This window comes from Micromonospora sp. NPDC006766, assembly GCF_040636055.1.
Classification (GTDB): Bacteria; Actinomycetota; Actinomycetes; order Mycobacteriales; family Micromonosporaceae; genus Micromonospora.
Genome location: NZ_JBEYIX010000009.1, coordinates 17,908 through 30,648 on the forward strand (window position 1 = coordinate 17,908; position 12,741 = coordinate 30,648).

11 protein-coding genes are annotated in these 12,741 nt (G+C 69.6%); 6 read left to right on the forward strand and 5 right to left on the reverse strand.

The window, feature by feature from the left end; translation table 11 throughout:
- Window positions 1–144 precede the first annotated feature (144 nt).
- The 4 genes from ABZ671_RS11975 (at window position 145) to ABZ671_RS11990 (ending at window position 4,907) form a co-directional block, all read left to right on the forward strand.
- Entirely contained in the window at window positions 145–969 is an 825-nt protein-coding gene (locus ABZ671_RS11975; RefSeq protein WP_357855364.1) for a hypothetical protein, read from the forward strand.
- Window positions 966–2,339 carry an O-antigen ligase family protein gene (locus ABZ671_RS11980; protein WP_357855367.1) on the forward strand — a complete coding sequence of 458 codons (1,374 nt, stop codon included), beginning with the start codon at window positions 966–968 and terminating at the stop codon, window positions 2,337–2,339. Before ABZ671_RS11975 ends, ABZ671_RS11980 begins: the two co-directional genes overlap by 4 nt.
- Window positions 2,340–2,667: 328 nt before the next feature.
- Window positions 2,668–3,402 (forward strand): class I SAM-dependent methyltransferase, encoded by a 735-nt coding sequence (locus ABZ671_RS11985; protein WP_357855370.1) that lies wholly within the window; start codon window positions 2,668–2,670, stop codon window positions 3,400–3,402.
- Complete coding sequence (locus ABZ671_RS11990) at window positions 3,399–4,907, forward strand: lipopolysaccharide biosynthesis protein (protein ID WP_357855373.1); 1,509 nt, start codon at window positions 3,399–3,401, stop codon at window positions 4,905–4,907. Before ABZ671_RS11985 ends, ABZ671_RS11990 begins: the two co-directional genes overlap by 4 nt.
- A 45-nt stretch (window positions 4,908–4,952) precedes the next feature.
- Here the strand turns inward: ABZ671_RS11990 and ABZ671_RS11995 are convergent, their stop codons facing one another.
- From ABZ671_RS11995 to ABZ671_RS12015, 5 genes are all read right to left on the reverse strand, one after another.
- Window positions 4,953–6,161 carry a glycosyltransferase family 4 protein gene (locus tag ABZ671_RS11995; RefSeq protein ID WP_357855376.1) on the reverse strand — a complete coding sequence of 403 codons (1,209 nt, stop codon included), beginning with the start codon at window positions 6,159–6,161 and terminating at the stop codon, window positions 4,953–4,955.
- Window positions 6,158–7,354 carry a glycosyltransferase gene (locus tag ABZ671_RS12000; RefSeq protein WP_357855379.1) on the reverse strand — a complete coding sequence of 399 codons (1,197 nt, stop codon included), beginning with the start codon at window positions 7,352–7,354 and terminating at the stop codon, window positions 6,158–6,160. The genes ABZ671_RS11995 and ABZ671_RS12000 overlap by 4 nt, the downstream gene beginning before the upstream one ends.
- 37 nt (window positions 7,355–7,391) lie before the next feature.
- Window positions 7,392–8,441 carry a hypothetical protein gene (locus ABZ671_RS12005; protein ID WP_357855382.1) on the reverse strand — a complete coding sequence of 350 codons (1,050 nt, stop codon included), beginning with the start codon at window positions 8,439–8,441 and terminating at the stop codon, window positions 7,392–7,394.
- 80 nt (window positions 8,442–8,521) lie between these two features.
- Window positions 8,522–9,529, reverse strand: a complete 1,008-nt coding sequence (locus ABZ671_RS12010; RefSeq protein ID WP_357855384.1) for a hypothetical protein — start codon at window positions 9,527–9,529, stop codon at window positions 8,522–8,524.
- Window positions 9,526–10,761, reverse strand: coding sequence for an MFS transporter (locus tag ABZ671_RS12015; protein WP_357855387.1), 1,236 nt, complete (start codon window positions 10,759–10,761; stop codon window positions 9,526–9,528). Before ABZ671_RS12015 ends, ABZ671_RS12010 begins: the two co-directional genes overlap by 4 nt.
- Window positions 10,762–10,903: 142 nt before the next feature.
- Between ABZ671_RS12015 and ABZ671_RS12020 the strand changes: the two genes are divergently transcribed.
- The gene (locus ABZ671_RS12020; RefSeq protein ID WP_357855390.1) at window positions 10,904–11,746 is read left to right on the forward strand and encodes a glycosyltransferase; all 843 of its coding nucleotides are present in this window, start codon (window positions 10,904–10,906) and stop codon (window positions 11,744–11,746) included.
- Entirely contained in the window at window positions 11,743–12,720 is a 978-nt protein-coding gene (locus tag ABZ671_RS12025) for a glycosyltransferase family 2 protein (RefSeq protein WP_357855393.1), read from the forward strand. The genes ABZ671_RS12020 and ABZ671_RS12025 overlap by 4 nt, the downstream gene beginning before the upstream one ends.
- Window positions 12,721–12,741: the final 21 nt, after the last annotated feature.

Below are 12,741 nucleotides of genomic sequence, written 5' to 3' on the forward strand. Positions count from 1 at the left end.
AATTGAGCCTATCGACGGATGGCCGGGGTGGACGTTCAACGCTAGTTTCGCCGGTGATACCTGGGGAGGTTGTCGGTCGAGCGCGCCCAGAAGCGCGACCTGCCGGCGGCCTCCGAAGAGCGCAGCCGGCGGAGGGGTAACCACATGGACTTCTGGGACCTCACCAAACTGATGTTCCGCCGCTGGTACATCTCGATGTCGCTCCTGCTGGTGACGCTTGCCGCGACGGGGTACACCGCTGTCGTGGTGAAACCCGACTACGCGATCACCGCGTACGTCCAGTTGATCCCGCCGACTGCCGCCTCCGACCCGAACCAGGCCAGCCACATCCAGAATCCCTGGCTCGCGCTGGGCATGACATCGTTGAGCAATGCCGCCATGGTCGCCACGCAGGACCAGACGTTCCTCGACGGCCTGAAGCAGCAGGACGACACTGCCAGCTTCGAGATCACCATCGGGGACCGCAACCCGGTCGCCATCATCGCGGTCGTCGCGCCCACGCTTCAGCAGGCGCAGTCCGCCACGGCGTTGGTCACTGGCCACTACGAGGAGTCCGTCAAGTCGCTGCAGGCGCAGTACGGGGTCAAGGCCACCGACATGATCACCGCCTACCGCCTCGACAAGGGCGAAAACCTCCAGCGACCGGGCGGTAAGGTGAAGCGCGCGGTGATCGCCGTCTTTGCCATAGGTCTGCTGATGACCGGCGGCTTGACGGTCCTGATCGACGCCCTGCTGCGCCGGCGGCGTCGCCGCGGCACGCCCACCGCCCCGGTCGGCCCCGACTTCACTGTCCCGCCATCAAGGGCGAGCAACGGCACCCAGACGGCGGTGCGTCACCCGGTCACGAGAACCGACCGGGATCCGCGGCCTCCGGCGGCCTCAAGGATCCCTGACGATGCGACCATCATCCTGCCGCGGACACCACGAGCGGGCGAGGGGAGGACCGACATGCGCGGCAGGCGGTTTTGAGCACGCCGATCCACGCGGCGGACCTCGAACCGGCACTGTTCGCCGACCAGACCTACGCGACCCGCCGCAGGCCCGTCAACATGGACGCCGCCTTCGCGTTCGGGGTGATCATCTGCCTGCTCACCCTGATTCCTTCGCGGCTGATCCTGCCCGGCACCTCGGCCGATGTCGGCCGACCCGGCACGGTCGTGGGCGTGTTGATCTTCTGCTGGTGGGTCGCGACCCGCTGCAATCGCAGGTTGGCCATGCCCGGGCCACAGCCGGTGCGCTGGGCAGTCCTTCTGTATCTCGTGTCGCTGCTGATCTCCTACGCGATCGGCTTCGAGCGGGGGCTCACCCCGCTGGAGGCGAACGCGGCCGACCGGGCAATGCTGGCCGGCGGCGCGGCCTTCATCGGAACGATCCTGGTCGCCGCGGACGGCATCTCCAACTGGGGCCGAATGCGCGTCGCCCTGCAGATCGTCGTCTGGTGTTCGGTCTACATGTCGATCATCGGCGTTCTCCAGCAGCTGCTGCCGTTCAACATCGTGGAATACCTGACGGTGCCGGGGCTGACAAACCTCGGCGTGCCTGGATACCAGCAGCGGGGAGACGGTCTACGGGTGGCGGCGACCACCACCCACTATCTCGAACTCGCCGCGACGCTGTCGCTCGCACTGCCGGTCGCGATCCATTTCGCCAAGTTCGCCAGTACTCAACTCAGGCGACGGCTGTTCGGCGTAGCCGCACTCGTCATCGTGGCGGGGGTGCTCGTCACCATCTCCCGTACCGGAATCGTCTCCGTCGTCGTCGCACTGCTGATCCTCATGCCACTCTGGACCTGGCGTGCCCGGTACAACGTCCTCGTACTCGGGCTGATGGCCGTCGCGGGCATGTCAGCCATCAAACCGTCGGCGGTGCGAACGTTCTACGACATTTTCGCCAATGCGAGTAACGACTCGAGCATCACGGCGCGCACCGAGCGGTACACCATGGTGGCCTTCTACTACGGCCAGCGGCCGTGGTGGGGCAGGGGCACCGGCACTTGGGAGCCACCGATGTACCAGTTCTTGGACAATCAGTGGTTGCGGACCGCACTCGAGGCCGGCAACGTCGGCGTAGCCGTTCTCGCCGTGCTGCACCTGACAGCGATCGCCCTGGCGGGCATCGCGCTGCGCAGGGCCAGCACGCCTGCGGACCGGCACCTGTGCCTGGTACTGATCTCCACGCAGGTGGTGGCCCTCTTCATCGCATACACGTTCGACTCGCTCACGTACACGACGTACTCGCTGACACTCGGCATGATGATCGGGCTCTGCGGCGCGGTCTGGCGGTTCACACATTCGTCCCGGGAAATCCGCACCTCCACGCCGTATTGGATCGAGCAATAATTTGACGACCGGCGATGTGACCCGCATCGCGTCGGCAACGAGGAGAACGGCCGGGCGGTGCCCGATCAGTGACTCAGTACGGACCTCGGCGGCTGCAACACGGCCTGAACGGCTGAGGATCGCCCGCTACGCCCTCGGTATTTTGCCAACTGGGCCTTCGTGTCTCCTATTTGTCCACCGCGCCGAGAGGACCGTGGACGGCCGCGGTGGGAATCCCCCATCCGCATTGTCGGCAATGCGATAGGCATTGCTGGTGAACCGATGATGGTCGAGGGTCTACCTTCGACGTCCTGACTGACGCACAGTCAACTGACAGCAAGGAGGACCCATGAGGGACAACGCGGCGGCCTCGATCGTCGACCGGCTGATGTCGGACGGACCGGTGTTTCACGCCAGCGGAACGCGGGTCTGGAACGCACTGCCCGACACGCTGCGGCTGCTGGCAGCCAACGTCAGCGCCGGCGACCGCACCCTCGAGACAGGTGCCGGCGCCTCAACGGTCATCTTCACCGCCGCAGGGTCGGAGCACACGGCGGTCAGCCCGGCCGCCGACGAACACCAGCGCATCCGCGACTACTGCCAGACGATCGGCCTGGACACGAGCCAACTGTCCTTCATCGCCGACACGAGTGACGCCGCGCTGCCGGCGTTGGCCCTCGATCGGCCGGTGGATGTCGCCTTCATCGACGGCAAGCATTCGTTCCCGCACCCGGTCATCGACTTCCACTTCATCGAGCAGAGGTTGTCGTTGGGCGGAGTGCTGGTCCTCGACGACATACCGATGCCGGCGGTGGCGGTCGTGTACGGCTTCATGCACGGCTCGCCCGACTGGGAGCTGATCGAGGTTGCCGATCACCGGGCGGCAGCGTTCCGCAAGCTCGCCGCCGCCGATCCTGACGACAACTGGCACCTCCAGCCATTCAACCGTGGCTACCCGGACTACTCGTTCGCTCCGCTTTCGCAGCGGATCCGGCTCACCACCCATCATCGGGTACGGCAGGGCGCGCGGAAGCTCCGAGCACAGCTGCCCTCCGGCGTTCGACGTGCCGCACCTCGTCAGTGACCACGTCGGAGGCAACCCCCGTACGGGACGACATCCCGCCGGCCGGGGCGGAGGGCGAGCCGCTGGGCAGGTCCGTCCGCCGGGGACTGGGGTGGAGCTTCGTCAGCACCATCCTGACGCGGGCCGGCACCGTGCTCAGCGGCATCGCGCTCGCGCGCCTGCTGTCGCCCGACGACTACGGACAGTTCACCGTCGCCCTGGTCGTGTTGCTCGTCGTTGCGAACATCAACGATCTTGGCCTGGAGGCGACCCTGGTCCGCTGGCCGCGTGCGATCGACGAGATCGCACCGACCGCCACCACCATCATCTTCGGCGCCAGCTGCCTGTTCGCCGGCGGGGTGGTCATCGGTGCGCCGGCGATCGCGACAGCGTTGAACGCGCCCAACGCGACTGGCATTGTGCAACTGATGGCTGCCAGCGTGGCCATCAACGGCCTGTTCTCCGTTCCGTCGGCGGTACTGACCAGGTCCTTCATGCAGGGCAAGCGAGCCACCGCCGACCTGGCCGGCATGGTGGTGACGCTCGGCCTGTCGGTGGCCCTGGCTGCCCTGGGTTACGGCGCATGGAGCTTGGCGTGGGGTCGCTTCGCCGGCAACGCCGTCAACAGCGTTCTGCTCTGGGCGTTCGCACCGACGCGCTACCGCCCGGGGTGGTCCCGTCAGGCAGCCCGACACGTCCTCTCCGGCGGGCTGCCCATAGCGGGAACTCTCCTGCTCGCGGTCGGCCTCATGAACGTCGACTACGTCGTCGTCGGGCGGTTGCTGGACCCTGAGGCACTGGGCCTCTACCTGCTGGCCTTCAATCTCTCGAGTTGGCCGGTGAGCATCCTGTCCGTCGCTGTCGCCCGGATTTCCATACCGGCGTTCGCGCGCCTGCAACATGACCGGGCTGCCCTGCGAGCGGCGTTCCGGCGTTCACTCACGCTCATCATGGCACCGGCGGTCCTGGTCGCCGTGATGCTTGCCGTCTACGCGCTACCGGCCACCCGCGTCGTCTACGGACCACGCTGGTCGGCCGCCGCGACCGCGCTGTCCTTCCTCGCGGTGCTCGGGGGGCTGCGGGTGGCCATGCAGCTCGCCGCCGACCTGCTCACCGCGGCCGGCAAGGCGCGACTCACGCTGGTCATTCAGGGAGGCTGGATCCTCGCGCTGCTGCCAGCCATGGCCGTCGGCGTGACGCACGCCGGGATCCGTGGCGCCGGCATCGCCCACGTCGCGGTGGCGCTCTGCGTCGCGGTACCAGCTCATCTGGCCGCGCTCACCACGCTGCGGATCTCACCGCTGGACGTGCTGCGGTCGGCTGGGCGGCCGCTCGCCGCCGGCGCGGCCGCCGCGCTGGTCGCGATCGGCATGCACCGGCTCGTCGCCGGCGACCTGGCCACGCTCGTTCTGGGCGGGTTGGCGAGCCTGGCCGCGTTCGCCGTGGTCGCTTGGCCGATCCTCCGGCTCGCGTCGGACTCCTCGCCCGGCCCACGCCCTGGTGAGCCGAGCAGACCGGCCGCCTGAGCCGTACCGGGCGGCTGCACCCGGCGTCGCCCGGCGAGCCGCGCGCTAGCCGCGTGCGGCGAACCGGGTGACCTGCCGGCGCAACTCCCGCGGTAGCGCGCTGCCCGCCACCCGGATCGCGGCGGTGCGGACGCCGTCGGCAGCCCGCACCCGAACCGGCGACCGGCCAGCGACCGCCTCACGGCAGAGCTCGTCCAACTGCCGGGCGACCGATTCGAGCGAGTAGTGGCGCACGATGAAGTCGCGGGAGAACTCGCCCAGCGCCGGGAACCGCTCCGGCCGGCTCACGATCCGTCTGAGCTCAGCGACGAGGCCGGCATTGCCGACGTCTCCGTCGCCGAGGCCATACATACCCGCGTACCGGAAATAGTCGGCGGTCTCCGGAGTGAACGCCGATCCGAAGCCCTGCTCGCCCACCACCACGGTCGGTTTGGCGAACGCCAGGGCACGCAGGGAGGAACCGCCCATGCCGACGACGACGTCGGCCGCGGCGTACGCCGGGCGGGGATCGACCAGCGCACCGGTCAACACCACGGCCGGGCGCCCGAGCGCGTCGTTGGTCTCCGCGGCAAGGCCTTCCAGATCCCGTCGCGCGGTGCCATCGCCCACGATGACGAAGCGCAGCGGCATGTCCCGCCCGAGCACCGCCATGGCCTGAACGGTGCGGCGCAGTCCTTCCAGTTTCAGGAACTCCACGAGGCGGGAGACGGTCACCAGCACGATGTCGTCGGCGTCGAGGCCGTAGGTGGCCCGGAACTCCCTGCCGTCTGCGGCATCCGGAGAATTCTGGTGCACGTCGACCGGCGGAAGGAGCAGCCCGAGCCGGTGCCGCCCGGCCGCGCGGGCCCGGTCGAGCAGCTCGGGGGTACCGAATGTGGTCAGGACCCCACGCGGGATGAGCCGGGGCACCACCATCGACATCACGGTGACGAGCAGCGGGACGGCCCGAATCAGGTGAACCCCGTAGTAGGCGTCGAGGCACTGCGGCCAGTCCCACGCGTGGACGAGATCGGGCCTTTCACTGCGGACCGCCGCACGCAGTGCCCGCATCCGCGCCGACGACGGGTGCCGGGTGGCGTCCGGCGCGGGAAGAAAACGAAGCCCCTTGGCCTCGGCCAACTCCACCATCGGTCCCGGCGTCGCGAACAGAACCGGCTCGTGCCCGTAGCTGTCCCGGAGCGCGGCCGCCAACTCGATCGCGTTCACCTGGGTGCCGCCGACCTCCAGCCGGTGTGCGAAGACAAGGATCTTCATGCGCCCGAGCCGATCAACTCAGCGAGTTGCGTGGCGCGCTGGTCCCAGCCGTGTTCCCGAGCGAAGGCCCGGCGACGAGCGGCGAGTTCGCCGGTGCGCGGTACGGCCAGGGCGGCTTGCACCCGTGCCGCGAACTCCGCCGGCGTGGCGGCGGTGCTGACAAGATCGGTGTTCAGCCAGGTAACGGCCGGCAGCGGGGTGGCCACGACCCCTCGGCCGGCGGCCAGATACTCCAGCGTTTTGAGCGGGAAACTGGCCCGGTTGAACTCGTTGTCCGCGTACGGGGTGAGGCCGACGTCGATGAGACGCAGGAACGAGGCCATCTCCGTGTGGTGTTTCGGCCCAACCCAACAGACGTTACGGCGCCTGGTCAACGCGGTGAAGCGCTCGGCGTGGTAGCCGGGGGCCACCGGGCCCACGATCAGCATCGACGACCCGGTGTCGGCGACGGCCTCCAGCAACGCCAGGTCGATGCGGTCGTTGATGTGTCCGAGCAGCCCGGCGACCGGCCCGGTGAGAGTCACGCCTGGCGGCACCGGGGCTTCGTCGACGTCGGCGTACGCATCCGGCCGGCACCCGTTGGGAATCATCTGCGCGGCAACACCGTCGCGCGCATACCGCTCCAGAAGGGCCGTGGACACGACCGCGACAGCGTCCGCCGAGCGCAGCGCTCGGGCCTCTTCCCGGATCAGCCGATCCCGCGGCAGACCGAGCATCTCGGCCCCGGCCACCAGATCATCAGTGGCGTAGAAGACCCGACGCCGTGCCGGCAACGCCGCACCCGGATCCTCGGCCCGACTGGATACGACCGCGGCCACCGGCTCCCTGGAGGCGGACCCGTACAGACGATCGACCGCGCGGCGAGTCGCCCGCCCGACCATGGGCGGCACCAGACGGTGCAGACCGGGCCGGCTGTGCCCGGGCACGACCGGTGTCACCAGGTGGGCCAGCCGTGGGTTGAGGATCCGGAGCCGTGGTCGGTCCAGCAGGCCACCGAGTTCGGGGCGCTTCAAGCTGGTCAGCGCGGACACCGGCGGCTCCACGAAGAGAACCGGACGGCACCTGCTGAGCGCCTCGGCCATGTGCCGGTCGTGCCCGGGTGGGCCTTCCCAACGGCTGCCGGCAAAGTAGACGACCAGGTCGCCACGGGTCCCGTCCCAGGCGGAGGAGTTCGTGCTCGCTTCTTTCGGCATGATCAGGGCCATCTTCCTGTCCCAGGTTGACTCGCCGTCACGGCGTGACCGGCGCGCCGGTCACGGCCCAGACGTTGCCTTTCCACGTATTGCCGGGGCCGCTGGGGGTGAAGTACGCGACCGGGCCCCAGCGGCCGCCTTTCGGGTAGACGTCACGGCCGAAGGTGTTGTGTTCGAACCGGACGTTCCGCGACGCTCCTTTGTCGCCATCGCCTCCATACACGGTATATCCGCCGCCGGCAAGGTAGTTGTTCACGACAAGCACGTCATGCATCACCCCGAAGTCCTGGAAAAGCCCGATCGCCGAGGTCTGGTTGAGATTGTTGATGACCGTGTTGTGCCGTATGACCAGGGACTTGCCGACGGGCGGGCCACCTGTCACCTGGATCAGATCAACATGGTCGCCGTCGAAGGCACTGGGATCGTGGAGATAGCAGTGCTCGATCAGACCCTGTTTCGTGTCGATGCCGTCGGCGACCTGGGATATGTCGGTACGCCGCACGGTCAGGTCGTCACCGAGATTGAAGATCCCCTGCTGCATCTCCTGCTTGCCGTTGCCCCGGATCTCGCTGTCCACGATGACCAGGCCGCTGAAGCCGGCCCGTTGAATGATTCCCCACTCCGATTTGCCGGCATTGGTGACCCGGGTGTTCCGGATCGTGACGTTGTTCGCTTCCACCGTGATGGTCCCGCGCACATCCAGACCGTCGACGACAGCGCTGTTCTTGGTGACCCGCACATCGCCGGCCGCCTTCAGCGTCTTGGACTTGGGCACGCCCGTGGTCGCCTTGCTCGGCCAGCTCGCCGGGCGGGGTACACCGGTCGAGGATGCCGCGGGCGAAGGTGCCTCGGTCGAGGGTGCGCCCGAGCGTCGTCCGCCACCCGTGCCGGCGGAGACACCCCGGCTGGCTGAGGCGGCTCCCACCTTCGCTGAAGGCGCAGCGGTGGATTGAACGGCGACGTCCGACGGTGGTGGCGGCGGCGGGTTGATGATCACGCCCGCCTGGTCGCTGTCGGCCTCGGCCGTCAGGGCCACGGTGAGGACCACCGCGATCGCCGCGCCGAGAGCCACCACGCCGGCGCCCATGCCGAACACAGTCCTGCGGTTGCGCCGAACTCGCCTATCTCTCATGGCATGAATCCCTTCGCTTCGGGCCTGCCCTCGGCTCATGGCCGCACCACGGCCGGCGACCAGGCATCGGGCACGAACACCTGCGGCGTGCCGCTGCCGTCGGCCGGCACCGCCCAGATGTCGGACGTGGCCGCCCCGGTGGCACCGGTACGTGACAGTCCGTAGAGAATTGTCGCATTATCGAGCCACTCGGCCTGGTCGTCCACGCTGCGTGTCTCGGCCAGCACGGTCTCCTCGCCGGTGCGCAGGTCGTACACCGCCAGACGCCACGCGCCCGGCGCGTGCCCGCCGTGCTTCTTGAACGCCACCCGTCCGCCGTCCGGTGACAGCGACGGGCATTCCACGTCCTCGCGCAGCGCGGTCAGCGTGTGTGCCGAGAGGCTTCCCCTGACCAACCAGGTCTTTCCCCCGGACGCGCCGGTGGCGTAGAAGGTGTCGTTGTCGGCGAACGTGACGCCCCAGAAGTTTCGGTCGACCGCCTTGATCGTCCGGTCGCCCACGGTGAACCGGAACGTCTCCAGGTCGGCAAGCTGCTGCCCGGTGCTGCGGGTGACGAGGGTACGGGTGGAGAACTGGCCGGGGTTGGTGTACGCGTCCCCGTAGACGAACGTCGTCGTCGCCGTGAGCGACCCGTCGGGCGACAACCTGGCCCGGCTGGGCAGCCCGGACAACGGAAGGTCGGCCTTCGCAGACCAGTCCGCCCCGAGCATGCGGGCCGTGAACGTCGTCGTCAGACCCCGGTTCGCGGCCAGGCACAACGCCTGCCCACCGGTGGCGTACACCCGATCGCAGGACGCCGGCGTGAGCGCGCGTGGCCCGCCTGGCGCCGACAGCGGCACCACGGCCACCTGGCCGTATCCGTCACCGAGGGCCGTGTTGCGAAAGACCAGGTGCGGCACCACGACCACCGACGCGAGGTCGGTCCGAGCCGGACCGGCGCCCCGGTTGGCGCCCGCCCGCTGGTCGTGCGCACGCACCACGTACGCGACCGCTGCGACGACCGTGACGAGCACGATCGCGGCCATGACGACCAACCGTCTCACCCGCTCACCTCGACCATTTCCCTCGTACGCAGCAACCAGGCCGCGACCGGTACCGCAGCCGTCAACAGCCCGGCGACAACCAGCAGCGCCTGACCCCGGCCGACGACGATCCACAGGCTGCCGAACGCCAGCGACGAGACGAACCTGGCCAGCGCCACCACGGTCTGCGCGGCAGCGATCCCGGTGCCTCTCGTCTCCGAAGCGATCAGGACGCTGATCAAAGCCGGCAACACTCCGTCGGTGGCGGCGTAGAACGCCCCGAGCAGCGCCAGGACCACAAGGGTGGCGAGGGTGCCCGTGACCGGGCCGGCAGCCATCAGGTAGGCGGCGGCCAACACGACGTGCCCGCCCAACAGCACCGGGGCCCGGCCGATCCGGTCGGCCAGCCGGCCCAGCGGGACCGCCAGGCACAGGTACGCGAGGTTGGTCCCCACGTACAGCAGCGGGAACATCTCGGCGGCGAGGTTGTCGCGCCGCTGCAGGGACAGATACAGGAAGCCATCGCCCACGGTCAGCACCCCGAGCAGGGCGGCGGCGACGAGCGGACGACGCAGTCGGGGTCCGGTGAGCTGACCGATCGCGCGGCGCAGACCGATCCGGGCGGCGCCGGTGGCGCGACGCAGGTCGGGCACGAACAGCACGAGCAGCGCGACCCCGCAGATCGCGAACGCCGACGAGACCACGAACACCGAGTCGTAGCCGCCGGGCACCGCGGCGAGCAGGCCGAACGCGACCAGCGGCCCGATGGCGGCGCCGAGGGTGTCCAGCGCGCGATGCACCCCGAACGAACGGCCGAGGGTGGCCGGCTCGGAGGAGTCGGCGATCAGCGCGTCCCGCGGCGCCGTCCGCAGCCCCTTGCCCAGCCGGTCGGCCGTGATGACGGCGGTGATCGCGGCGATGCCGTGCGCGGGCAGCAACGCGAGCCGGCTGAGGGCGGAGACCGCGTACCCGATCGCCGCCACCCACTTCGGCCGGCCGCCGCGATCCCCGGCATAGCCGCCTCCGATCCGCACCAGCGCGCTCACACCCTGGTAGAGGCCGTCGATGAAGCCGTACGCGAGGTAGCCCAGACCCAGCTGCGCGGTCAGGTAGAGCGGCAGGACCGAGGCGACCATCTCCGACGACACGTCGGTCAGCAGGCTGACCACCCCGAGCAGCACCACGGTCGTCGCGACGCGGCCGGTCCGTGGGCCTGTCTCACTCGTTGGTCGATCGCGCAGCGAGACGTACACGAAATTGTCCTGCTTCCCCAGCAGCGGCCAGCCGCACAAAGTATCGACATCTGGTGGTCGGGCTCGCCATCCCCCGAGTTGGCGGATAGCCGACACCCTGTCGCCGAGGCCACAGCGCCGATCGGTCCGGGATACTCACTCCGTGCTCAGCATCGTCGTCCCGGCGTACAACGAGGAAGCCGTCATCGGGCGTCTGCTTACCGGTTTGCTGGACGAGCCGGCCGTAGCGGAGTTCGAGGTCGTCGTCGTGCCCAACGGGTGCACGGACCGCACCGCCGCGGTGGCCGATTCCGTGGGCCCCCCGGTTCGGGTGGTGGTGGCGCCCACCCCGGGCAAGTACGCCGCACTGCGCCTCGGCGACGCCCATTGTGCCGGCTACCCTCGGTTCTACCTCGACGCCGACGTGGAGATCGGGCCTGACGACGTCCGCCGCCTGGCGTCGGCGCTGCGCGAGCCGGGGGTCCTGGCGGTCGCACCGGAAAGGACCGTCCACACCGGTCGGTCGTCGGTCGTCGTCAGGTGGTATTACGACGTCTGGCAGCGGCTTCCCGGGGTGCGCGAGGGCCTCTTCGGCCGGGGCGTCATCGGCGTGTCGGCCGAGGGCGGGCAGCGAATCGCGGCGATGCCGGAGGTGATGGGTGACGACCTTGCCGCCTCCGTGGCCTTCGGGCCGGACGAACGCCGGGTGGTGCCCGGCTCCAGGGTGGTGGTGCACGCGCCGCGCACCCTCGCCGACCTGATCCGTCGCCGGGTGCGGTCCCTGACCGCCACCGCCCAGTTGCGGGGGCGGATGCCCGAGGCCGTCGACGGCGCTCGCACGACCTGGCGCGATCTGGTCACGCTCTGCACGTCCCGCCCGGTGCTGCTGCCGAAGCTGGCCGCCTTCCTCGGGGTCACCCTGCTGGCGAAATGGCGGGCTCGGCGGCCGATCCGCTCGCACGACTACGCGACCTGGCTACGTGACGAGAGCAGCCGAGCCGCATGAGCGCGAGGTGCGAGACGCCGGCCACTCCGGTCGTCGCAGTGGTGATAGTGACCTACAACAGCGCTGCCGTGCTGCCCGGGCTCCTGCAGTCCCTCGACGAGGGCCTGCGCGGCGTGCGGTGGCACCTGACCGTCGCCGACAACGCCTCGGCCGACGACTCCGTCGCCGTCGCGACACGGTCCGTGCCCGGATGCCGCGTACGGCAGATGGGCCGGAACGCGGGCTACGCGGCCGCCTTCAACGCCGCGATCGCCGACGCCGAGCCCTACGACGCGGTGCTCATCCTCAACCCCGACGTGCGACTGGGGCCCGGAAGCGTCGCCACCCTCTATGACCGTCTCACCGAGGTCGGGCCGTCGAAGGTCGGCATCGCGGTGCCCCGCATCGTCGACGAGCAGGGCGCGGTGGCGAGGTCGCTGCGGCGGGAGCCCACCCTCCGTCGAGCTCTCGGCGAGGCCGTGCTGGGGCAGCGGGCGGGGCGCTTCGCGGCGCTGGGTGAGACCGTCCTCGACGAGGCGGCGTACGTCCGCGACGGCGACGTCGAGTGGGCCACGGGCGCGGTGATGTTGATTTCCCGCGAGTGCCTCGCGACCTGCGGCCCCTGGGAAGAGTCGTTCTTTCTGTACTCGGAGGAGACGGAGTTCGCGCTGCGGGCCCGCGACCGCGGTTACCTGACGCGGATGACGGCGGCGGCGGAGGTGGTGCACATCGGTGGGGAGTCGCGCGTCTCACCGGCGCTGTGGAGTTTGCTGACGGTCAACCGTGTTCGGCTCTACCGGATGCGGCACTCGCGGGTCGCGACCGCGCTGTTCTGGTGCGCGGTGTTCCTCCGCGAGGCCGTGCGCGCCGCCCTGGGTCAGTCCCGCAGCCGCCGTGCCGTGGCCGCCCTGCTCCGGCCGTCGCGGCTGCCGTTCCCGCCGACCTCGGCGGCCACCGCAGGCACCGTCCCAGCCGACGGAGGGAGGGAGCGCTGACCACACCGATCCGGGGCCCGT